The 22,907-nt window shown below is 68.9% G+C and carries 19 protein-coding genes; 12 read left to right on the top strand and 7 right to left on the bottom strand.

Going from position 1 to position 22,907, the window contains the following annotated elements; translation table 11 throughout:
* Positions 1 to 146 precede the first annotated feature (146 nt).
* The 3 genes from AC069T_RS33250 to AC069T_RS33240 all read left to right on the top strand — a co-directional run bounded on the left by AC069T_RS33250 (position 147) and on the right by AC069T_RS33240 (position 2,066).
* A complete protein-coding gene (locus tag AC069T_RS33250) occupies positions 147 to 1,247 on the top strand; it encodes a S8 family serine peptidase (RefSeq protein WP_478786276.1) in 1,101 nt (366 codons plus the stop codon).
* A 108-nt stretch (positions 1,248 to 1,355) separates the two neighbouring features.
* A complete protein-coding gene (locus AC069T_RS33245; RefSeq protein ID WP_358854436.1) occupies positions 1,356 to 1,697 on the top strand; it encodes a WXG100 family type VII secretion target in 342 nt (113 codons plus the stop codon).
* A 66-nt stretch (positions 1,698 to 1,763) separates the two neighbouring features.
* Positions 1,764 to 2,066: a WXG100 family type VII secretion target gene (locus AC069T_RS33240; protein WP_358854447.1), complete on the top strand. Its 303-nt coding sequence runs from the start codon at positions 1,764 to 1,766 to the stop codon at positions 2,064 to 2,066.
* A 297-nt stretch (positions 2,067 to 2,363) separates the two neighbouring features.
* Here the strand turns inward: AC069T_RS33240 and AC069T_RS33235 are convergent, their stop codons facing one another.
* The 4 genes from AC069T_RS33235 to eccCa form a co-directional block, all read right to left on the bottom strand.
* Positions 2,364 to 2,843: a hypothetical protein gene (locus AC069T_RS33235; protein ID WP_478786275.1), complete on the bottom strand. Its 480-nt coding sequence runs from the start codon at positions 2,841 to 2,843 to the stop codon at positions 2,364 to 2,366.
* Positions 2,844 to 2,943: 100 nt separating this feature from the next.
* Positions 2,944 to 5,244, bottom strand: a complete 2,301-nt coding sequence (locus tag AC069T_RS33230) for a hypothetical protein (RefSeq protein WP_478786274.1) — start codon at positions 5,242 to 5,244, stop codon at positions 2,944 to 2,946.
* The gene (locus AC069T_RS33225; protein ID WP_478786273.1) at positions 5,244 to 5,765 is read right to left on the bottom strand and encodes a hypothetical protein; all 522 of its coding nucleotides are present in this window, start codon (positions 5,763 to 5,765) and stop codon (positions 5,244 to 5,246) included. Before AC069T_RS33225 ends, AC069T_RS33230 begins: the two co-directional genes overlap by 1 nt.
* A gap of 198 nt (positions 5,766 to 5,963) precedes the next feature.
* On the bottom strand, positions 5,964 to 9,926 hold the full coding sequence (gene eccCa, locus AC069T_RS33220) for a type VII secretion protein EccCa (protein ID WP_478786272.1): 3,963 nt from the start codon (positions 9,924 to 9,926) through the stop codon (positions 5,964 to 5,966).
* 316 nt (positions 9,927 to 10,242) lie between these two features.
* On the opposite strand from eccCa, the gene eccD reads away from it, so the two are divergent.
* Positions 10,243 to 11,757: a type VII secretion integral membrane protein EccD gene (gene eccD, locus AC069T_RS33215; RefSeq protein ID WP_478786271.1), complete on the top strand. Its 1,515-nt coding sequence runs from the start codon at positions 10,243 to 10,245 to the stop codon at positions 11,755 to 11,757.
* Positions 11,758 to 11,875: 118 nt separating this feature from the next.
* Here eccD and AC069T_RS33210 read toward each other — a convergent pair whose 3' ends face one another.
* Positions 11,876 to 12,178: a DUF397 domain-containing protein gene (locus AC069T_RS33210; RefSeq protein ID WP_478786270.1), complete on the bottom strand. Its 303-nt coding sequence runs from the start codon at positions 12,176 to 12,178 to the stop codon at positions 11,876 to 11,878.
* 265 nt (positions 12,179 to 12,443) lie between these two features.
* Here AC069T_RS33210 and rpsO point away from each other — a divergent pair, with 265 nt between their 5' ends.
* The 5 genes from rpsO (at position 12,444) to AC069T_RS33185 (ending at position 17,937) form a co-directional block, all read left to right on the top strand.
* Entirely contained in the window at positions 12,444 to 12,731 is a 288-nt protein-coding gene (gene rpsO / locus AC069T_RS33205; protein WP_057579463.1) for a 30S ribosomal protein S15, read from the top strand.
* A gap of 334 nt (positions 12,732 to 13,065) precedes the next feature.
* Positions 13,066 to 15,282 (top strand): polyribonucleotide nucleotidyltransferase, encoded by a 2,217-nt coding sequence (locus AC069T_RS33200; RefSeq protein ID WP_478786269.1) that lies wholly within the window; start codon positions 13,066 to 13,068, stop codon positions 15,280 to 15,282.
* Positions 15,279 to 16,658, top strand: coding sequence for a M16 family metallopeptidase (locus AC069T_RS33195; protein ID WP_478786268.1), 1,380 nt, complete (start codon positions 15,279 to 15,281; stop codon positions 16,656 to 16,658). The genes AC069T_RS33200 and AC069T_RS33195 overlap by 4 nt, the downstream gene beginning before the upstream one ends.
* Positions 16,659 to 16,684: 26 nt before the next feature.
* Entirely contained in the window at positions 16,685 to 17,437 is a 753-nt protein-coding gene (dapB, locus tag AC069T_RS33190; protein ID WP_478786267.1) for a 4-hydroxy-tetrahydrodipicolinate reductase, read from the top strand.
* A 35-nt stretch (positions 17,438 to 17,472) separates the two neighbouring features.
* Positions 17,473 to 17,937: a hypothetical protein gene (locus AC069T_RS33185; protein WP_478786266.1), complete on the top strand. Its 465-nt coding sequence runs from the start codon at positions 17,473 to 17,475 to the stop codon at positions 17,935 to 17,937.
* 77 nt (positions 17,938 to 18,014) lie between these two features.
* Here AC069T_RS33185 and AC069T_RS33180 read toward each other — a convergent pair whose 3' ends face one another.
* Both AC069T_RS33180 and AC069T_RS33175 read right to left on the bottom strand, forming a co-directional pair.
* A complete protein-coding gene (locus AC069T_RS33180) occupies positions 18,015 to 18,572 on the bottom strand; it encodes a PH domain-containing protein (protein WP_478786265.1) in 558 nt (185 codons plus the stop codon).
* A gap of 130 nt (positions 18,573 to 18,702) precedes the next feature.
* Positions 18,703 to 18,942, bottom strand: coding sequence for a hypothetical protein (locus AC069T_RS33175; protein WP_478786264.1), 240 nt, complete (start codon positions 18,940 to 18,942; stop codon positions 18,703 to 18,705).
* A gap of 178 nt (positions 18,943 to 19,120) precedes the next feature.
* On the opposite strand from AC069T_RS33175, the gene thyX reads away from it, so the two are divergent.
* From thyX to AC069T_RS33160, 3 genes are all read left to right on the top strand, one after another.
* Positions 19,121 to 19,861 (top strand): FAD-dependent thymidylate synthase, encoded by a 741-nt coding sequence (gene thyX / locus AC069T_RS33170; RefSeq protein WP_478786263.1) that lies wholly within the window; start codon positions 19,121 to 19,123, stop codon positions 19,859 to 19,861.
* Between the two features lie 209 nt (positions 19,862 to 20,070).
* On the top strand, positions 20,071 to 20,970 hold the full coding sequence (gene dapA, locus AC069T_RS33165) for a 4-hydroxy-tetrahydrodipicolinate synthase (protein WP_478786262.1): 900 nt from the start codon (positions 20,071 to 20,073) through the stop codon (positions 20,968 to 20,970).
* A gap of 135 nt (positions 20,971 to 21,105) precedes the next feature.
* Positions 21,106 to 22,791: a ribonuclease J gene (locus AC069T_RS33160; RefSeq protein WP_478786261.1), complete on the top strand. Its 1,686-nt coding sequence runs from the start codon at positions 21,106 to 21,108 to the stop codon at positions 22,789 to 22,791.
* The last annotated feature ends 116 nt before the right edge of the window (positions 22,792 to 22,907 follow it).

The following is a 22,907-nucleotide window of genomic DNA, read 5'->3' as shown; positions in this document are numbered from 1 at the left end:
CTGAAATTGGCACGCGCCGGGGCAGGGTTTGGAGGCGGACTGCCTCGACAACGGCGGCATTCGGAGTCTGCGTCGCCGCCTCTACCGCTATCGCTCCGCACGCCTACGCTGACGGCACCTCCCCGAAGCAGTGGTATTTGGATGCCATGTCCGCCCAGGAGATGTGGAAGGTCAGCACCGGTAAAGGCATCAAGGTCGCTGTCCTGGATACCGGCGTAAACGCCTCGACACCGGCGCTGAAAGGGCAACTGCTGACCGAGGACATCCCGCGGGAAGTGGCTTACGGGGCGACCAAGGACTACGACGGTCACGGTACGAGCATGGCCGAGTTGATCGCAGGCACGGGCCGTGGAAGTGGCGTCAAAGGCCTCGCACCAAGCGCGAAAATCATTCCGATCCGGGTCTCGTTGTCCTCACTGAAAGACAAAGCGGAAATCAAGCGTACAGCTTCGCCCGCTGAGGCGATTCGGGCAGCTGCGGACTCCGATGCGCAGATCATCAACATGTCGTTCGGTGGCTTCCTTCCGGAGGACGACGAGAAAGCGGCTGTAAAATACGCGGCGTCGAAGGGGAAGCTGCTTTTCGCTGCTGCTGGCAATAGTGAGAGCACCAACAGAGACGAGTTCATCGGATACCCGGCAGGATTCTTCGAGGTCGTCGGAGTAGGAGCGGCCGACAAGAGCGGTGCCGTAGGGAAGTTCTCGCAGTCAGGTGACTACGTAGATTTGGCGGCCCCCGGCCTCGACGTACCCGTCTGGTGCGACAACACCTTCCAGCGGTACTGCATGGGCAAGGGAACGAGTCAGGGTTCCGCAATCGCCTCCGCCTCCGCCGCCCTCATCTGGTCCGCTCACCCCACCTGGACCGCGAACCAGGTGCTCCGTGTCCTGATCGACACGGCAGCGCGCGACTGGCCCAAGAACACGCCGAGCAAGTACCTGGGCTACGGCCTGATCCGGCCCGGATCCAATCTGATCAAGGGCAAGGGCGACCCGGGTCCCGCAGACGTCAATCCGATCACCAACGAGAAGACGCCGGCCGGTGAGGCGGGCGCCACTCCCTCCGCATCCGTCCCAGCCTCGTCACAGCCCTCGAAAAGCACTTCAGGCGGCCGGACTTCAACGGCAGGATCAAGCTCGGAGCCGTCCGACGGCAACACGCTGTGGGTGGTCCTGGGTGCCGTCGCCGCGGCGGCGGTGATCGCGGGAGGCTGCTTCGCCGTGCTGCGTGCGCGCCGCAACGGCTGAGCACGTCCTCCCCTCCGGCCCAACTTTCCAGGCCGGGCCGCGCATTCGCCGACCGGTGACCCGCGCACCCGGCACGTTCGTACGGCAATCCAGGAAGGAAGCCCATTCATGGCAGACGGCCAGCGGCTATCAGATGCCCAAGTAATCAAGCTCGAGCAGGACATCGCGACGAAGTTCGAGTCGATCAAGGGGCAGGTCCACCGTCTTCAGGGGACCATCGACAGCCTCGAGAGCGGTCAGTGGAAGGGCATCGGTGCCGGTGCCTTCAACACCAAGCAGTACGAGATCAACACGTCCCTGGTGCGGATCGGCAACATCCTCACCAAGTTCCTCGAGGCCATGACCGCCACCAGGAAGATCAAGGACGGCACCGAGGACGACGTCCGCCAGGCCGTCAACAGCATCAACGTGCACGACGGAGCCCCGAAGTCGAGTCTCGCCGGGTTCTGAGCGAGTGCCGCCTCGGACACCCGAGGCCGGATCCGTCGATGCACAACATGAAGGAGTGGAGTGAGTATGGCCGGCAACAGCCACGATGAACTCGTAGTCAAGTACGGGGCGCTTGACGCAGCCGCGACCGAGATCGGCAACCAGGCCAAGCAGCTTGAGCAGGACCTGGAAGAGATCAAGAAGATGGTCGCCAGTGTCGCCTCGGGCTGGGAGGGCGACGCGCACGACATGTACAAGCAGCAGCAGGCCCTGTGGGACAAGGAAGCCCGGGACATCCACCAGGCTCTGGTCTCCATCGCGCAGGTCGTCGGCCGCGCCGGCGGTGACTACATGGGCGGCGACAAGAAGGCCGCCAGCTACTACGCGTAGCGCTGATGCGCACAGGTCACTGGGGTGGGCGCGCGCGGGAGGCGCCCACCCCGAACTGTGCCCGAGCGCTCTGCCCGCGTTCTGGCCCTCAGGGACCGGCGGTCACGACAGGCATCAAGCACCGCTCATACGCGCCGACGCCGTCTCGCCGTCCTGAACCCGGCGCGCGCGTTTCGCGAACGTGGTGACGGCCTCGGTCATCAGCTCATTGCTCATGTCGACGCCGGTCGCTGCTTCCCCCATGGTCAACGCTGACCGATCGTGGCCTGGACGAAGAACCCGATTGGCGTCGGCAACCTACTGGGAACCTGCTGTGCACTCGGCTGACTCCTCGACATCCCTGGTGTAGGAGACGATGAGGCGCTTCATGGCCTCAGCGTCCTTGTGCTTCGACCCCTCTGCCTGTACGGCGGTGTACAACTCCTGTCCGTGCTCCTTATCGATGCAGCCGCGAGTCTTCCCGAAGGCCTCGTTGTCCGAGTATCGGAACCTACCGTCAGCTGAAGAATTCTCAGGCGCGTCAAGAGTCTGGCCGGCCGCGAAATAGGCTGTCGTCTTGCCCCTTTCCAGCCAGGCCTGCGTAGTGGAAACGACGAGCTTATTGTCGACGAGGACCTCGCATCCCTTGACTGCCGTGTGGGAATCATCTCTCACGGTGATCTGTTTTCCTGGGGGGAGGAAACGGGCGAGCTCATCGGAGGAGATGGCCGTTCCGCACAGCTCGTGAGGAACGGCATATTCGCGATTCTCCTTGTCTCCGCTGCACCCAGTGGCCATAAAAGACAGGGTGACGAACGCGGCAGAGGTAACTAAAAGGGGGAGTCCCGCAGCGTTTCGACGATGACTCATCGCGATTCTCTTCCAATGCTCGACTTGGTCAGGAGTAAGCGATACTTCCCGGGGCCTGGCCTTCCAGAATGGCCCGCGCATTGACATAACCCTGGCGTCCGGCCTCCCGCGCCCAGGTGGAAGCGTCACCGGCATCGACCGAGCGGTGTTCCTCCGCTGCGAGACGAGCAGCCTGCCCGGAGACCTCTGCGTTCCTCATCAGGCCGTCCTGCCAACGCTCACCCATCGTCTTCTGGACGTCATCCAGAGCATGCCCTTCCGCATCTTTGAAGACAGACTCGAGAACCACGCTGGTCACAGTGCCGGCGCCGCCACCGACTGCCGCTCCGACCCAAGGTGTCGCGACGAACGACGTGCCCACTCCGACAACTGTGCCAACCCCACCGGAAATGAGGTTCTTGTACTGGGACACGGATTGCTCGTAATCCTTGTCCTTGTCGGAGGCATCTTCTCCGATGGCTTCCTGACGGCCGAGCCCGAGGGTGCCGGAGACTTCGCCGGACCTCCCCGCGATCTGCCGGACTACGAGTTCCTCGTCCTCGGAGACGCGTTGGGCTGACGGCAGGTCCGGGTCCAAGTGGTAGTCCATCAGCTTGGCCATGTAAGCCTTCTGGCCGACCTCGACCGCGGCATATCCCTCTTCATTCTGTCCGACAGTGAAGAGGAGCTTGGTGATGTCCGTATGCTGGAGTTCGGCCTCCGAACCGGCGACTGGGTAGAGCTTCTCGATGTCTCGCCAGTCGTCCGAGTCCGGGTCTCGTTGCACGTCACTCATGCCTCTGTTGATGTCAGGCAGATATTCTGACGTGATCTGACCGACACTGTCGGACATGTACCCATACTTAGTCAGTCGCTCGGGATCGTCTGCAATCGATGCCACCAGGCTCTCCATGAGCTTGGCCTGTTCCAGGTTGTGTGGAGGGGTGTCCGCCGTAGGCAGCTCACCGGCAGGATGCCCCGTGGTCGCCGCCTCCAGAGCCAGCGCCAGATTGTTGCGACCCTCGTTGCTGTCGTCGCCCTTGTCGTTCTGGTCCAGCGGCCAGTCCCGCTCCTCGAAGAGGTAGTCGAAGTTGGACAGGGACTTCCTGACGTCCTTGCCGTCCTTCTTCTCGGTGAAGTCGTGGTCCTCGTCCTTGCTGACGAAGTCGTCGTTGAAGAACTCGGTCGCCGCGTCCGGGCTGTTCGACAGCGCTTTCAGGTAGCCGGTCATCGGGTCCCAGCCAGAGTCCGTGCCGGTGCGGTTGATGAGCAGGTCCACGCCCAAGCCCTCGCGCCGCCAGGCCCCGTGACGGCCGTTGTCCGTGAACTTCTTCTCCGTCGCGATCAGCTTGTCGCCGTAGTCGACCAGGAACCTGTCGTCGTAGTCGCCCCACCGCATCAGGTTGGACATGACCTGCGCACCGAGGGGGAAACCGCCGCCCCGGCCGACGGGCTTGTCGGCCAGGTCGACCATGCCGCTCTTCCACTCGGTCATCGCGCCCGTGTCGCTCTGTGTGGCGTTGGCCAGAGTGAGGCTCAGACTCTTCTGCAGGTCGTCGTACTGGTCCACCCGTTTGCTGCCCACCGCATAGGCGCTGTGCACGTCGTTGAGCCCGGTCCAGAAGTCGAGCGTCCCCCTCGGCCCGAGCTGCGTGGCGAACTCCTCGGCGAACAGGTCGTCGTTCGCGTACTTCTTCAGGCCGGCGTTGAGCCGGTCGAAATCCGCGACGCTGAGGTCCTCCGGCTTCTTCTTCGCCAGTCCGGCCAGCTCATCGGCTTCCTTGATGGCGTCGGCGGCGGCGTCCCGGTTGGCGTAGCTCGCGTCGGAGAAGCCGAGTCGGCTCTGGTCTGCCAGCGCTTGCAGGACCTTGCTGGCGGAGTTGTCGCTCTCCGTCGCGTCGTCGAGGATCTTCTGGATCTCATCGCGCAGACTCGTGACATCGCCGGCGTCGTGTTCGGGCGTATCCGCACGATCAGGATGGACGTGTGTGGCCACCGTGAACCCGCCGCCCGCTGTGGTCGTGATCGTCAGGTTCTTCTTCAGGCCGCGTGCGATGGCGTCTTCGAGCTTGCCCTTGTGGTTCTTCAGTTCGCCGAGGGTGTCCCGGAGGATGTTCCGGATCGAGGTCGCCTGGGTGTGGGCGTCCTCGAACTCGCCGGCTGTCTTGCCGACGAACTCCTTGGAGACGGTGGCGTTCTCGCCGGTCCAGTTGGCTTTGTTGGCGGCGCCCCTGAGGCCCTTGTCGGCGGACTCCTTGAGTTCGTCGAGGTCACCGATCATCGTGGTCCAGTCGGTGACCGCATCTTCGAGCAGCTTGAAGTCGGCGAAGCGGAGCGCGTCGAGGTCCATCAGTCGCCCTTCTTGTCCTTCTTCTCGTCCTTGTCGGCGTAGGCGGGGTTCTTGTCGCCCGGAGCACCGACGCGTTCGTCGAAGCCCTGGTCCAGGACGTCGATGCTGCTCATCTGGCGCCGGATGTAGTGGTCGTCGCCGGCGTGGAGTTTCTTGGTGACCTGCATGTGGTTCGAGATGTGGGCGCATGCGTCTCGCAGCGACGAGAGCTGCTCGTCCCAGCGGGCGGAGACGTGCTGGAGCCCGCCACCGAGGGCGAAACCCTGCTTGGTCAGGTCACCGGCGGCCTTGTCGCTGCTGGGGACGGCTCTGCGACCCTTGTTCCACAGGTCGTTGTACAGCGTGAACGCCTGCTCGCCGATCTTCGCCAGGTCACCCTGATGCACGGTGAGATCGCCGTACCGGCCGGGATCCGTGACACGGCCGCCACCGCCGCCCGGCTCCAGCTGATTGAGCTGCATGTGGGCCGACTGACGCTCGGCCGCCTGCGACTTCAGCTGTTCCCACTCGTCCCACGCCATGCGCGAACCCTTCCCCGTGTCCCCGTCGAGCCCACCTCAAGGAGAGGCCCGTTCCGTCAACGACCAACTGGTCAGATCCGCGCGCCCGACACAAGAGCCTCCACGGACCCGGCCACCCTCTCCACAGACCCGGCCACCCTCTCCACAACGCCCGAAGCGCCCAACACCCGAGCCTCACTCAAGCCCACCCGAGCCCCGTCAGTACTCGCCCGCGACCAACCCCGTCTGCACCAGGGGCTTTCCGCGTCGCCGGGAGACGAAGACCCCCCGGCCCACCGGCATCGGCCGGGGACGCACCCCGCCGAGGATGTCCCCCTCGCCCGGGTCACCGGCCATCACGACACCCTGCGCGCCCAGTTCCTTCATGCGCTGCATGAACGGCTCGTACGCCGCGCGCCCCGCGCCCGCCGTCGACCGCGCGATGATGAAGCGCACGCCGACGTCCCGGGCGAAGGGGAGGAGTTCCGTCAGGCCGCCCAGCGGGTTCCCGCTCGACGTGGACACCAGGTCGTAGTCGTCCACGATCACGTAGACCGTCGGCCCCTGCCACCAGCTCCGGTCCCGCAGCTGCTGCGCGGTCACGTCGGCCGTGGGCGTCCGGCGCTGCATCAGGTCGGCGAGCGCGGTCATGTGGTGGTCCATGGCGTTGGACATCGGGATGTACTCCGCCAGATGCGAGGACGGCGTGACACCCAGCAGGGACCGCCGGTTGTCGACGACGAACAGCTTGCACTCGTCGCCGGAGTAGCGCGCGGTCAGCTGCCGGATGAGCAGCCGCAGCAGGTTCGACTTGCCGGTCTCGCTCTCGCCGAAGACCAGGAAGAACGGGTCCTGCTCGAAGTCGACGAAGACGGGTTCGAGGTTGTCCTCGTCGAGGGCGAAGGCCACCCCGCGCCGGGGGAACCGGTCGCCCGGAGGCAGTTGCTCCGCCGGGAACTCGCGCGGCAGCAGACGTACTTCGGGCGCACCCGGCCCCTGCCAGTGCCGGGCGACCTCCGTCGTCAGCGCCGCGGTGGCGTCGGCGAGGTCGGTGTCCGAGGTGAGGCCGTCGATCCGCGGGACGGCGGCCATGAAGTGCAGCTTCTGCGGCGACTGGCCGCGTCCCGGCACACCCGTCGGGACGTTCGCCGCCACCTTGCGGTCCAGCTCCGAGTCCATCGTGTCGCCGAGCCGCAGCTCCAGGCGGTTCATCAGGTGGTCCTTCAGGTTGGACCTGACCTCCATCGACCGGGACGCGGACAGCACCACGTGGATGCCGTAGCCGAGGCCCCGCGCGGCCATGTCCAGGACGACCTGCTCCAGACCCTCGTAGTCGGTGCGGAAGTTCCCCCAGCCGTCGATGACGAGGAAGACGTCGCCCCACGGCTGCTCGGTCAGTGAGATCTCGCCGCGGCCGCGCTTGGTGCGGAACTCCGCGATGGAGGAGATGCCGGACGAGCGGAAGTACTCCTCGCGGCGCGTCATGACGCCGTACACCTCGGCGACCGTGCGGCGCACCCGCTCGGGGTCCAGCCGGGACGCGACACCGCCGACGTGCGGCAGCCCGGCGATCGCCGACATCCCGCCACCGCCGAAGTCGAGGCCGTAGAACTGCACTTCGGCCGGGGTATGGGTCAGGGCGAACGAGGCGATCAGCGAGCGCAGCAGCGTCGACTTGCCGGACTGCGGGCCGCCGACGATCTGCATGTGGCCGGCCGCGCCGGAGAAGTCGACCCACAGCGGGTCGCGGCGCTGCTCGTACGGCTTGTCGACGAGTCCGACGGGGACGACAAGGCGTCCCGCTCCCTCGTACCCGGGCTGGGTGAGCCCCCGGCCCTCGACCGCGGTCAGACCGGGCAGCAGCCCGTCCAGCGACGGCGGGCTGTCCAGCGGCGGCAGCCACACCTGGTGCGCCGCCGGCCCCTGCGCCTCCAGCCGGCGCACGATCACGTCGAGGACGGTGTCCGCCAGCGCGTCGTCCGTGTCGGACGCCTCCGGACGCTGCTGGGGCACGGTCACGTACTGCACGGGCACCTCGGCCGCGGTGAACACCACCGGCCGCCGGTCCAGCGGCAGCGTCCCGCCGAGCGCGGCGGCCCGCGCCGAACCGGAGCGGTACACCCCGGACACGTACGCCGCCTTGAACCGCACCATCTCGTCCGTGCCGTATTTCAGGAAACCCGAACCGGGCACGTTCGGCAGCTCGTAGGCGTCCGGCACGCCCAAGGCCGCACGCGACTCGGCGGCGGAGAACGTGCGCAGACCGACGCGGTACGACAGGTACGTCTCCAGGCCGCGCAGCCGTCCCTCCTCCAGGCGCTGGGACGCCAGCAGCAGGTGCACGCCCAGCGAACGGCCGATACGGCCGATCTGCACGAACATCTCGATGAAGTCCGGCTTCGCGGTGAGCAGTTCGCTGAACTCGTCGATCACCAGGACGAGGGAGGGGATCGGCTGGAGCGGGGCGCCGGCCGCGCGCGCCTTCTCGTAGTCGTGGATGTTGGCGTAGTTGCCCGCGTCGCGCAGCATCTCCTGGCGGCGGTTGAGCTCACCGCGGATGGAGTCGCCCATGCGGTCGACCAGCGTCAGATCGTCCGCGAGGTTGGTGATGACGGCCGCCACGTGCGGCATCTGCGCCATGCCGGCGAAGGTGGCACCGCCTTTGAAGTCCGCGAGGACGAAGTTCAGGGTCTCCGAGGAGTGGGTGACCGCGAGGCCGAGCACCAGGGTGCGCAGCAGCTCCGACTTGCCGGAACCGGTCGCACCCACACACAGGCCGTGCGGCCCCATGCCCTCCTGGGCGGCCTCCTTGAGGTCCAGCATCACCGGACGGCCGTCCTCACCGACGCCGATCGGCACCCGCAGCCGCTCGGCCAGCGAACGCGGCCGCCAGGTGCGCTTGGTGTCCACCGACGCGGCGTCGCCGAGACTCAGCAGGTCGGTGAACTCCAGGTTGGCGAGCAGTGGTTCGTCGTCGTCGCCGCCCGACGCCATGCGCAGCGGGGCGAGTTGCCGTGCCAGCGCCTCGGCCGACTCGTAGGAGAGGGCGTCGGGGATCCCCTCGTAGACGACGCCGTGCCCGGACTCCAGGTGCAGCTCCTGCGGCTGTACGACGATGGACAAGTCGCCCTGTGTGCCCGCCGGTTCACCGGGCACGACCTCGAGGACCGTGACGCCCTGGAGGCCTTCGGCGGAGGCGAGGACCGAGTCGGGCAGCAGCGACAGGCCGTCGAGTACGACGACGATGTGCGGTTCGTCGGTGAGCGGGGCGGCGTTCGGGTGGAAGCGGGGGCGGCCGGTCAGGCGGGTGGCGAGCAGGTCCTCGAGCTCGTGGGTGTCGCTGCCGATCAGGCGGCGGCTGCCCGCGCCGTCCACCGCGCCGGGCGCCTGCACATGGGGCAGCCACTTGGCCCACTCCCAGTGCGGCAGGGCATCCCGCCCGGCCGCGACCACGATGATCAGGTCCTCGGGGGAGTGCAGGGCGGCCAGCGAACCGGTCAGGGCGCGCGCCGAGGCACGTACGGACTGCGGCTCACCGCTGATGCTCACGTGGTAGAAGGCGCGCAGCGAGACCGCCATCGGCAGGTCGTCCAGGGTGCTGTGGGTGGCGACGAACCGCTGCATCGCGCCCGCGGTCAGCGGCTCCAGCTGGTCCACGGGGCCGGTCTCGGGGGTGAGCAGCGGGGTGGCGAGGGACTGCGGGCCGAGACCGACGCGGACCTGCGCGAAGTCCTCGTCGCCCGGGCGCCGCTCCCACAGCCGGCTGCCCTCGGCGACCAGCGCCCACAGCTGCTCGGGCGAGGGGTGCAGGTAGTACTGGGCGTCGCGCTGCGCCTTCGCGGTGCCCACGGCGGCGCGCCGGGTCTGCGACAGGTAGCTCAGATAGTCGCGGCGCATGTCGGCGAGCTGGCCCTGGGAACCGCGCCGGAACCGCACCACCATCGCGATGGACATGGCCACCGTCGAGGCGATCATCACCATGCCCATGATCTTCATGAACGGCTGCCCGCTCGTGAAGAAGAACACCACCGAGCCGCCCATGCCGAGGGTCGGCAGCAACTGCATGAGGACGCTCTCCTGATGTCCTCGCGGCAGCTCGGGCGGAGGCTGCAGGACGACTTCGTCCGTGGGCACCTCGGACGGCAGCGCCCGCGGCGGGCGCTTCACGACGATGTGGCTCACTGCTCACCAATTCCCTTGCCGGCCCCAGGGTCTTCCGCCCGCCGCCCCGTGTCAGGCGGACGCAGGCCGCCGCGTGATCCTACTGACTTCACGCGGGACCGGTGGGCGGTAGGGTGCCGGATGTTCGCGTGAGCACACACGAACCAGGCTGGAGAATCAGGGCATTTCGCGCCATGTGGAGGTGCGTGGGGCCCGCTGGCCGACCGGACGGGCCCAGGATCGGCGCCTCGCCGGGCGATCGGCGGAGCACCCCGCGGAAACGGGCGCAGGACCTTCACAGCCCAGTTCCACAACCATCACTGAGGGGGAGCAGCAGGTGAGCATGACGGCCTCCGCGACGATCACCGGAGCCGGCGGTCCCGGTCCCGCGGCCCCTTCCGGGGCGGGCGCGGGTCTCGGTTTCTGCCGGGTCACCATCGTCGCGCCGGACAGCCGGATCGACGTGGCGCTGCCCGACGACATCCCGGTCGCGGACATCTATCCGGAGATCCTGCGGCTCTCCCGGCAGAGCCCCGCCGAGGGCGCCCCGGTCGGCTACCACCTGGTACGCCGCGACGGTACGGTCCTCGACAGCTCCCGCTCCTTCGCCGCCCAGCGCATTCTCGACGGCGAACTCCTCACGCTGCGCCCCTTCTCCGAGTCGCTGCCGCCCGCCGTCTTCGACGACGTCTCCGAGGCGGTGGCCTCCGCGGTCACCCGCGAGCGCACCCTGTGGAACGGCGACCTGACGCGCGCCGCGGGCCTCGTCGGCGGCGGTGTCCTGCCGGCGCTGCTCGCCTTCGTCGCCTGGACCGCCGACCCGCTGCACGACATGCACAGCCTGCCCGGCATCCTCGCGGCCGTCGCCGGCGTCCTCCTGGTGGTTTTCGCCGCCGTGCGCGCCCGGGTCTACGACGACCGGGCGTCCGCGATCGCGCTCGGGCTCGGCGCCCTGCCGAACACGGCGGTGGCGGGCTCCGGACTGCTGGCCCTCGCCGCAGGCCAGGGCATCGGCAAGCTCCAGTTCCTCCTCGGCTGCGCCGCGGTCCTGGTGGCCTCGGTGGTCCTCACTCTGTGCTCCCCGCGCGGCGACGGCCCGTTCGTGGCGTTCGTGTGCGCCTCCGCCATCGGCCTGATCACCGTGTTCGTGGCGCTCCTCGCGCACTGGACGCCCCCGGAGACGGCCGCGCTGTGCGCGCCCGTCGCCGTGGGCGCGCTGGCCTTCCTGCCCGGCCTGTCCATGCGCTTCGCCCGCCTGCCGATCGGCTTCGACCCGCCGAACAACGCCCAGCGCAGCGCGTACGGCACCGATCCCGTGCCGCCCGAGCCGGTCGACGCCGAACGCATCCAGGCGCAGGCCCGCCGAGGCCACGAACTGCTCGTCGGCCTGGTGGGCGGCTGCGCGCTCGTGGCCGTCGCGGCCTGCGCGGTGCTCGGTTTCTCCGACGACGTGTGGGGCCGGCTGCTCGCCCTCGCGACCGGCGTCGCGCTGCTGATGCGCGCCCACCTCTTCCGCTACACCGCCCAGGTGGCGCCCATCCTCGCCGCGGGCCTCACCGCCCTCGTCCTGCTCGGCCTCGGCCTGGCGCTGAACCCGCCGTCCCCCCTGATGCGCGACGCCCTCGCCGGGGACCGCGCGGCCCTCGACCTCCGTACGATCTGGCTCGTCGCCGTGATCGCGGCGGCGGCGGCCCTGGTCACCGCGCTCGGTCTGATCCTCCCGCGCGGCGGTCTCACCCCGTTCTGGGGCCGCTTCCTGGAGATCGCCGAGGGTTTCGTCCTGCTGACGCTGGTACCGCTGGCGCTCGCCGTCTTCGACGTGTACGCGACCGCCCGCGCCATGACCAGCTGAGAGGTCCCGACCGTGTGAGCGGGCAGCGAGAAGGGGCGGGACGCGGGTGGGAGACCCGCGTGCCGCCCCTTCTCCCGTTCCGTCACGTCCGTACGGCACGGGCGTCCGTACGGCACGGTCAGGACGCCGGCCCCGCGTCCACTCCGCCGCCCGGCGCCGGCTCCAGGTCGAACTCCCCGTCCCGCGCCCCCAGCACGAACGCGGTCCACTCCGCCTCCGTGTAGCGCAGGACCGTGTCCGGGTCCAGCGAGGACCGCATGGCCACGGCACCCGCAGGCAGATACGCGATCTCGACCCGCTCCTCGTGCTCCTCGGTACCCGGCGCGCTGTGCCACTCGACGCCCGAGATGTCGAGGGCGTAGAGCTCGTCCTTCTCGCGCTCCTTGCGGGCCCTGACGTCCTTGTCCTGTGCCTCGGCCATGGCGAAGCGACCCCTTCCCGTACGAAACGATCCGAGCGTTCACCCTAGTGGCCGCCCCCTCCGCGCCAGGGGTCCTTCCGGGACCCCGGCGAGCGCGTCCTTCCAGGCTGGTACGCTGTGTAACGGCCGTTTGTGTACGCACCCCCGGAGCCATGTGTTCTGGAGGTCGCGCCCAGCGGATCCCCGCCTCCCGAGTTACGGAAGCTCCCCTGAGATGTGGACCAGGGGCACTCGGTGGCCATCACAAAGACTACGAGGAGTACGCGTGCCGCTCGACGCCGCTACGAAGAAGCAGCTCATCAGCGAGTTCGGTCAGAAGGAGGGCGACACCGGCTCCCCCGAGGTCCAGGTCGCCATGCTGTCCCGCCGGATCTCGGACCTGACCGAGCACCTGAAGACGCACAAGCACGACCACCACTCCCGTCGTGGTCTGCTGATCCTGGTCGGTCAGCGCCGCCGTCTGCTGCAGTACCTGGCCAAGAAGGACATCCAGCGCTTCCGTGCGCTGGTCGACCGCCTGGGCATCCGCCGCGGTGCGGCGGGCGCCAAGTAACACGCCGTGAAGGGAGCGGTTCCCACCTCAGGAGGGAACCGCTCCCTTTGCCGTACGTGCGGAACATCGCCGCCTCTTTGTAATGTGGTAGCACGACGCAGGACGTACGACACCACGTGACAGCGCCTGCCCGCACCGGGCAGGCCGAGGTCACACACTGAACGAGGAGAAGCGCGCCTCGCCGCCGCCGGTCCTCGGTAGTGGCCCCCGGGGAAGCAAGCCCGGGTGCTTCGATCGAAGACCGGCCCGCACCAGACGGAGCGCTTCTCCGCCACCGTCCCCCTGTCACACGGACAGGCGGGACGAAAGACGAAAAGTATCGGAGAAATTGCTAGTGGAGAACGAGACCCACTACGCCGAGGCCGTTATCGACAACGGTTCCTTCGGCACCCGCACCATCCGTTTCGAGACGGGCCGCCTGGCCAAGCAGGCCGCCGGCTCCGCCGTGGCGTACCTGGACGACGACACCATGGTGCTGTCGGCCACGACCGCCTCGAAGAACCCCAAGGACCAGCTCGACTTCTTCCCCCTCACGGTGGACGTCGAGGAGCGGATGTACGCCGCCGGCAAGATCCCCGGCAGCTTCTTCCGCCGTGAGGGCCGGCCCTCCGAGGACGCCATCCTCACCTGCCGCCTCATCGACCGTCCGCTGCGCCCGTCCTTCAAGAAGGGCCTGCGCAACGAGATCCAGGTCGTCGCGACGATCATGGCACTCAACCCCGACCACCTGTACGACGTCGTGGCGATCAACGCCGCGTCCGCGTCCACGCAGCTGGCCGGTCTGCCCTTCTCCGGCCCGATCGGCGGCGTCCGCGTCGCGCTGATCAACGGCCAGTGGGTCGCGTTCCCGACGCACACCGAACTCGAGAACGCCGTCTTCGACATGGTCGTCGCCGGTCGCACCCTCGAGGACGGCGACGTCGCGATCATGATGGTCGAGGCCGAGGCCACCGAGAAGACGATCCAGCTCGTGCAGGGCGGCGCCGAGGCGCCGACCGAGGAGGTCGTCGCCGCCGGTCTGGACGCCGCGAAGCCCTTCATCCGGGTGCTCTGCAAGGCCCAGGCCGACCTCGCCGCCAAGGCCGCGAAGCCGACCGGCGAGTTCCCCGTCTTCCTCGACTACCAGGACGACGTCCTTGAGGCGCTCACCGCCGCCGTCAAGGGCGAGCTCTCGCAGGCCCTCACCATCGCCGGCAAGCAGGAGCGCGAGGCCGAGCTGGACCGCGTCAAGGGTCTCGCCGCCGAGAAGCTGCTCCCGCAGTTCGAGGGCCGCGAGAAGGAGATCTCCGCCGCGTACCGCTCGCTGACCAAGTCCCTCGTGCGTGAGCGCGTCATCAAGGACAAGAAGCGCATCGACGGCCGCGGTGTCACCGACATCCGCACGCTGGCCGCCGAGGTCGAGGCCATCCCGCGGGTGCACGGCTCCGCGCTGTTCGAGCGTGGCGAGACCCAGATCCTGGGCGTCACCACCCTCAACATGCTCCGTATGGAGCAGCAGCTGGACACCCTCTCCCCGGTGACCCGCAAGCGCTACATGCACAACTACAACTTCCCGCCGTACTCCGTCGGCGAGACGGGCCGCGTCGGTTCGCCGAAGCGCCGCGAGATCGGCCACGGCGCCCTCGCCGAGCGCGCGATCGTGCCGGTCCTGCCGACGCGCGAGGAGTTCCCCTACGCGATCCGTCAGGTGTCCGAGGCCCTCGGCTCCAACGGCTCGACGTCCATGGGCTCCGTCTGCGCCTCCACCATGTCGCTGCTGAACGCCGGTGTGCCGCTGAAGGCCCCCGTCGCCGGTATCGCCATGGGCCTGATCTCCCAGGAGATCAACGGCGAGACGCACTACGTCGCCCTCACCGACATCCTCGGTGCGGAGGACGCCTTCGGCGACATGGACTTCAAGGTCGCCGGCACCAAGGAGTTCGTGACCGCCCTCCAGCTCGACACGAAGCTGGACGGCATCCCCGCCTCCGTCCTGGCCGCGGCCCTCAAGCAGGCCCGTGACGCCCGCCTCCACATCCTCGACGTGATGATGGAAGCGATCGACACGCCGGACGAAATGTCCCCCAACGCCCCGCGGATCATCACCGTCAAGATCCCGGTGGACAAGATCGGTGAGGTCATCGGCCCGAAGGGCAAGATGATCAACCAGATCCAGGAGGACACCGGCGCCGACATCACGATCGAGGACGACGGCACCATCTACATCGGTGCCGCGCAGGGCTCGCAGGCCGAGGCCGCCCGCGCCACGATCAACGGCATCGCCAACCCGACCATGCCGGAGGTCGGCGAGCGCTACCTGGGCACGGTCGTCAAGACGACCACCTTCGGTGCGTTCGTGTCGCTGCTCCCGGGCAAGGACGGTCTGCTGCACATCTCGCAGATCCGCAAGCTCGCCGGTGGCAAGCGCGTGGAGAACGTCGAGGACGTCGTCGGCGTGGGCCAGAAGGTCCAGGTCGAGATCGCCGAGATCGACTCCCGCGGAAAGCTCTCCCTCATCCCCGTGGTCGAGGGCGAAGAGGGCGACGACCAGAAGGACGACACCGACAAGTGACGTCGAGCAGCTCCACGGCGACGGCCCGCACCTCCTCGGAGGCGCGGGCCGTCGCCCGTACCCAAACCCTCGTCAAGGGCCGCAACGGCATCGGCACGGTCCGTAAGACGACGCTCCCCGGCGGCCTGCGCATCGTCACCGAGACCCTGCCCTCCGTACGCTCCGCCACCTTCGGCATCTGGGCGCACGTCGGTTCCCGCGACGAGACGCCCGCGCTGAACGGTGCCACGCACTACCTGGAGCACCTCCTCTTCAAGGGCACGCGGCGCCGGTCCGCCCTGGACATCTCCTCCGCCATCGACGCGGTCGGCGGCGAGATGAACGCGTTCACGGCGAAGGAGTACACGTGCTACTACGCACGCGTGCTCGACACCGACCTGCCGCTCGCCATCGACGTCGTGTGCGACATGCTCACCGGCTCGCTGGTCGAGCAGGCCGACGTCGACGCCGAGCGCGGCGTGATCCTCGAAGAGATCGCCATGACCGAGGACGACCCGGGCGACTGCGTGCACGACCTGTTCGCGCACACGATGCTCGGCGACACCCCCCTCGGCCGCCCGGTCCTCGGCACGGTCGACACGGTCAACGCCCTCAGCGCCGACCGCATCCGTCGCTTCTACCGCAAGCACTACGACCCGACGCACCTCGTCGTGGCCTGCGCGGGCAACGTCGACCACAACAAGGTGGTACGCCAGGTCCGTGCCGCCTTCGAGAAGGCCGGCGCCCTCCAGGGCCCCGAGGCCGCCCCGGTCGCCCCGCGCGACGGCCGGCGCACCATCCGCACCGCGGGCCGCGTCGGCCTGCTCGGCCGCAAGACCGAGCAGGCCCATGTCGTCCTCGGCATGCCGGGCCTGGCCCGTACCGACGACCGGCGCTGGGCGCTGGGCGTCCTGAACACCGCCCTGGGCGGGGGCATGTCCTCCCGCCTCTTCCAGGAGATCCGCGAGAAGCGCGGCCTGGCCTACAGCGTGTACTCGTACACCACGGGCTTCGCCGACTGCGGTCTCTTCGGCGTGTACGCGGGCTGCCGCCCGAGCCAGGTGCACGACGTGCTGAAGATCTGCCGCGACGAGCTCGACCACGTCGCCGAGCACGGTCTCTCGGACGACGAGATCGGCCGGGCCGTCGGCCAGCTCCAGGGCTCCACGGTCCTCGGCCTGGAGGACACCGGCGCGCTGATGAACCGCATCGGCAAGAGCGAGCTGTGCTGGGGCGACCAGATGTCCGTCGACGACATGCTGGCCCGGATAGCGGCGGTCACCCCGGACGAGGTCCGTTCGGTCGCCCACGAGATCCTGGGACAGCGGCCCTCGTTGTCGGTCATCGGCCCGCTCAGGGACAAGCAGGCGTCCCGGCTGCACGACGCGGTCGCGTAACCCCCGTCTCAGGTAAGGAACCAAGCATGAGCAAGCTGCGCGTGGCGGTCCTCGGTGCCAAGGGCCGCATCGGGGCCGAGGCGGTACGAGCCGTCGAGGCCGCCGAGGACATGGAGCTGGTGGCCGCGCTGGGCAGGGGCGACACGCTGGAGACGCTGACCGCGTCGGGCGCGCAGGTCGCGGTGGAGCTGACCACACCGGACTCGGTGATGGACAACCTCGACTTCTGCGTGCGCAACGGCATCCACGCCGTGGTCGGCACGACGGGCTGGACCGGGGAACGGCTCGCGCAGCTTCGGACCTGGCTGGACGGCTCGCCGGAGACGGGCGTGCTCATCGCGCCCAACTTCTCCATCGGTGCCGTACTGACCATGAAGTTCGCCGAGGCCGCCGCACCGTACTTCGAGTCCGTCGAGGTCGTAGAGCTGCACCACCCGAACAAGGTGGACGCCCCCAGCGGCACCGCCACGCGCACGGCGCAGCTCATCGCCGCGGCCCGTGAGCGGGCCGGCAGCGCCGCGCAGCCGGACGCCACGGCGACCGCCCTGGACGGCGCCCGCGGGGCGAACGTCGACGGGGTGCCGGTGCACGCGGTCCGCCTGCGCGGCCTGCTGGCCCACCAGGAGGTCCTGCTGGGCGCGGAGGGCGAGACCCTGACCATCCGCCACGACTCGCTGCATCACAGCAGCTTCATGCCGGGCATCCTGCTCGGCGTGCGCCGCGTCGTGAGCAGCCCGGGCCTCACCTTCGGCCTGGAGCACTTCCTGGACCTCGGCTGAGCGGCCGCCGAAGACCGTCGACAGATAGCTGAGACATGCGCGCGAAGATCACCTACGCCATCACGGCGGCCGTCCTGGTCGCCTACTTCGTGCTGGTCGGCTGGCGCGGAGTCCTCCTGATCCAGACCGGTACGGTCCTCACGGTCACCTTCGGCGTCTCCGTACTGATCCTGCCGGTCATCGGCGTCTGGTTCCTGTGGAAGAACACCCAGTTCGTCCGCAGGGCCAACCGGCTCGCCGCCGAGCTGGACGCCGAGGGCGGCCTGCCCGTGGACGAGCTGAAGCGCACGCCGGGCGGCCGCATCGACCGCGACTCGGCCGACGAGGTCTTCGCCCGGCGCAAGGCCGAGACCGAGGACACCCCCGACGACTGGCGCAGCTGGTTCCGCCTCGCCGTCGCCTACCACGACGCCCGTGACACCCCGCGTGCCCGCAAGGCGATGCAGCGCGCGATCGCCCTGCACGAGGGCCGCCCGGTCCGCGTCCGACCGACCGCGTAGGAGTCCGGGCCGCCCGCCCGGGGGCACGACGAAGGGGCCGGCCCGCGGTGGGGCCGGCCCCTTCGTCGTGCTGCGGCTCAGCTCCTGCGGTACTCGTCGGCCCACACCTCGACGGCGTCCGCCGCCCGGTCGAAGGCCTCCATGCGCGCCAGGAAGTCCGCGCCGTGCGTGGTGAGCAACGGCACCAGGGCGTCCGGCGCACGGTCCCTGCGGACGAGGACCAGGGCCTGCCCCTGCACCGTGCGCGGCAGCCCGAGCCAGCGCACCGGCTGCTGCACCGTCCGCACCGCGGCGACCTGCTCCCAGGGGGCGGTGCTCGTGCGGAGGAAGCTCACCCGGCGCAGGCCGCTCGCGCTGACCCAGACACCCACCCGCAGCAGCCGCAGCGCGCACAGTATGACCAGCAGCGCCCCGCCCAGACACACGGCGGCGCCCGCCATCGTCCCGGTGAGCGCGATGATCACGGAGGCGAAGAGCACGTACGAGGCGAGCAGCAGGACGAGCGCCGCCGCGCCCACCCGCCAGGGCCCGGGCCGGTACGGACGCCGCCACTGGTCGCGGTCGTCGAACGGCAGTGCGCGATCGTCCGCCGCCTCGTCAAAAGCGCGGTCCGCCGTCAGGAAGGGCAGGGGCACGACTGGTCCTCACTCGATCCACACAGGGGCTATGCCCGGTGAGGCTATCGAGCCGGATCCCCGCTCACCACCCTTGGGGGGCCAAGGGGGTGCCCCGGGTGCCGTGCGGTGCCGTGCGGTGCCGTGCGGGTCAGCGCCCGTCGGAGGCCTCGGAGTGCTGCGTCGTCGGGGCCGACTGGTCCGCCGAGAGCGCGGGCATCCCGATGAGCAGGGATCCGACGAGACCGGCGACCACGGTGAGCCCGATGAGCCAGCGGCCGGCCAGCTGCCCGGCGGAGGCGCGCTCACGGGGCGGGGGAGCGACATTGCTGCGGAACTTGTCGGCTTCGGCGATGAAGGCGAACGGGACGGGCTCGCGCCGACGGAACATGGGCGGTGCTTCTCCTCTGCGGACTCGAAGGGATCCGTGTCACTCCTACAGACGTACGAACCTCCCGAAAGGTGCCCGCTTTCACCGATTTTCTCCTTGGCGGGGCACGGAAATCTCCGGGCTCGCCGGGCCGTAGAGTGGCGGCGTTCAGAGCTGTGATGGAAGGACCCTTCGAATCGTGACCGACACCCCCGCCGACGATTTCAAGATCGACCTCAGGAACGACGTCGCCGTCGAGCTGGTGAAGTCCAGCGCCGCCGACTCGGACGTGTTGTTCGCCGCCCGTGTCTCGACCGTCGGGGAGCAGTCCCTCGACGAGCTGACCAAGGACCCGGAGCGCTCGAAGGGACTGATCAACTACCTCATGCGGGACCGGCACGGCAGTCCCTTCGAGCACAACTCGATGACGTTCTTCATCAGCGCCCCGATCTTCGTGTTCCGCGAGTTCATGCGGCACCGCGTGGGCTGGTCGTACAACGAGGAGTCGGGCCGCTACCGGGAGCTCCAGCCGGTCTTCTACGTCCCGGACGCGTCCCGCAAGCTGGTCCAGGAGGGCCGCCCGGGGAAGTACGTCTTCGTGGACGGTTCGCAGGAGCAGCGCGAGATCGCGGCGGACGCCATGCAGGAGTCGTACATCGAGTCCTACCGGGCGTACCGGAAGATGCTCGCCGCCGGTGTGGCCCGTGAGGTGGCCCGCGCCGTCCTCCCGGTGGGCCTCTACTCGTCGATGTACGCCACGTGCAACGCACGCTCGCTGATGCACTTCCTCGGCCTGCGCACCCAGCACGAACTCGCCAAGGTCCCGTCCTTCCCGCAGCGGGAGATCGAGATGGTCGGCGAGCAGATGGAGGCGGAGTGGGCGAAGCTCATGCCGCTCACGTATGCGGCCTTCAACGCCAACGGACGCGTCGCGCCGTAGCGCGCTCCCGCACGCATCCGGCACAGATGTACGCATCAGCCGGACGAAGTGTCCCGATTGCGGCATTTCTGGAAGTTCATCTAGCCTGATCAAACGGACCCGGCACTGCTTGAACCCCCGAGCAGGCAGTGCCGGGCTCCGCATTTGTCCGGACTTGTCGCCTGCCCCGAGGGCAGACCCCGCGTTGAGCAGCGAGTAGCGTGTTACCCATGGCTCCGACCTCCACTCCGCAGACCCCCTTCGGGAGGGTCCTCACCGCCATGGTCACGCCCTTCACGGCGGACGGCGCACTCGACCTCGACGGCGCGCAGCGGCTCGCCGCCCACCTGGTGGACGCAGGCAACGACGGCCTGGTCATCAACGGCACCACCGGCGAGTCCCCGACCACGAGCAACGCGGAGAAAGCCCGGCTCGTACGCGCCGTGGCCGAAGCGGTCGGCGACCGGGCGCACGTGGTCGCGGGCGTCGGCACCAACGACACCAGCCACAGCATCGAGCTCGCCCGCGACGCCGAGAAGGCCGGCGCGAGTGGCCTCCTGACCGTCACGCCGTACTACAACAAGCCCCCGCAGGAGGGCCTGTACCGGAACTTCACGGCGATCGCCGACGCGACCGAGCTGCCCGTGATGCTCTACGACATCCCCGGCCGCAGCGGCGTCCCGATCAACACCGAGACGATCGTCCGCCTCGCCGAGCACCCCCGGATCGTCGCCAACAAGGACGCCAAGGGCGACCTCGGCCGCGCCAGCTGGGCCATCGCACGCTCCGGCCTCGCCTGGTACTCGGGCGACGACATGCTGAACCTGCCGCTGCTCTCCGTGGGCGCCGTCGGCTTCGTCTCCGTCGTCGGCCACGTCGTCACGCCGGAATTGCGCGAGCTGCTCGACGCGTACCTCTCGGGCGACGTCCAGAAGGCGACCGAGATCCACCAGAAGCTGCTCCCCGTATTCACCGGCATGTTCCGCACTCAGGGCGTCATGACGACCAAGGCCGCGCTCGCCCTTCAGGGCCTGCCCTCCGGACCGCTGCGCGCCCCCATGGTCGAGCTGTCCCCCGAGGAGACCAACCAGCTCAAGATCGATCTTGCCGCCGGCGGGGTACAGCTCTGACCACAGACTTCACAACTGAATACGTACGACCGCGGGCCACCGGCCTGCGTCCCACACAGACAACTGCTACTGCACGAACGTCACGCGCGCCACGTGCCTTGCCGGGTACGTGGCGCGCGTGGTGAGGAGAGTCTTTTGAGTCATCCGCATCCCGAACTCGCGCCGCCGCCGAAGCTTGCCCAGGGCGGCCTGCGGGTCACCCCGCTCGGTGGTCTCGGCGAAATCGGCCGGAACATGACCGTCTTCGAGTACGACGGGCGCCTGCTGATCGTCGACTGCGGAGTGCTCTTCCCCGAGGAGGAGCAGCCCGGAATCGATTTGATCCTGCCGGACTTCACGTCCATCAGGGACCGCCTCGACGACATCGAGGGCATCGTCCTCACACACGGCCACGAGGACCACATCGGCGGTGTCCCCTTCCTCCTGCGCGAGAAGCCGGACATCCCGCTGATCGGCTCCAAGCTGACCCTCGCCCTCATCGAGGCGAAGCTCCAGGAGCACCGCATCCGTCCGTACACGCTCGAGGTCACCGAGGGGCACCGTGAGCGCATCGGCCCCTTCGACTGCGAGTTCGTGGCGGTCAACCACTCCATCCCGGACGCCCTCGCGGTGGCCATCCGCACCCCGGCGGGCATGGTCGTCCACACCGGCGACTTCAAGATGGACCAGCTCCCGCTGGACGGCCGCCTCACCGACCTGCACGCGTTCGCGCGGCTGAGCGAGGAAGGCATCGACCTTCTCCTCTCGGACTCGACGAACGCCGAGGTCCCGGGCTTCGTCCCGCCCGAGCGCGACATCTCGAACGTCCTGCGGCAGGTCTTCGCCGGCGCCGGCAAGCGGATCATCGTGGCGAGCTTCGCCAGTCACGTCCACCGCATCCAGCAGATCCTGGACGCGGCCCACGAGTACGGCCGCCGGGTCGCCTTCGTCGGCCGGTCGATGGTCCGCAACATGGGCATCGCCCGCGACCTGGGCTATCTGAAGGTCCCGCCGGGCCTGGTGGTCGACGTCAAGACGCTCGACGACCTTCCGGACCACGAGATCGTGCTCGTCTGCACGGGCTCGCAGGGCGAACCGATGGCCGCACTGTCCCGCATGGCCAACCGCGACCACCAGATCCGCATCGTCCAGGGCGACACGGTGATCCTGGCGTCGTCGCTGATCCCCGGCAACGAGAACGCGGTCTACCGCGTCATCAACGGCCTGACCCGCTGGGGCGCCAACGTGGTCCACAAGGGCAACGCCAAGGTGCACGTCTCGGGCCACGCCTCCGCGGGCGAGCTGCTGTACTTCTACAACATCTGCAAGCCGCGGAACCTGATGCCGGTCCACGGCGAATGGCGCCACCTGCGCGCCAACGCCGAGCTCGGCGCCCTGACCGGAGTTCCGCACGACCGCATCGTCATCGCCGAGGACGGCGTCGTCGTCGACCTCGTCGGCGGCAAGGCCAGGATCGCCGGCAAGGTCCAGGCGGGATACGTGTACGTCGACGGCCTCTCGGTCGGCGACGTGGGCGAGACCGCGCTGAAGGACCGCCGCATCCTCGGCGACGAGGGCATCATCTCGGTCTTCATGGTGATCGACTCCAGCACGGGCAAGATCACCGCAGGCCCGCACATCCAGGCCCGCGGCTCGGGCATCGACGACAGCGCGTTCTCGGCCGTCGTCCCGAAGATCACGGAAGTCCTGGAGCGCTCGGCCCAGGACGGCGTCGTCGAGCCCCACCAGCTGCAGCAGCTCATCCGCCGCACGCTGGGCAAGTGGGTGTCGGACAACTACCGCCGGCGCCCGATGATCCTCCCGGTCGTCGTCGAGGTCTGACCTCGGCCACGTCCAACCCGGAGCGGGGGGGGGGGGGGGGGGGGGGGGGGGGGGGGGGGGGGGGGGGGGGGGGGGGGGGGGGGGGGGGGGGGGGGGGGGGGGGGGGGGGGGGGGGG

Source organism: Streptomyces sp. NPDC043867, from assembly GCF_056435845.1.
The sequence above is the reverse complement of the archived record's forward strand: the minus strand, read 5'-3'. Positions and strand labels throughout refer to the sequence as shown.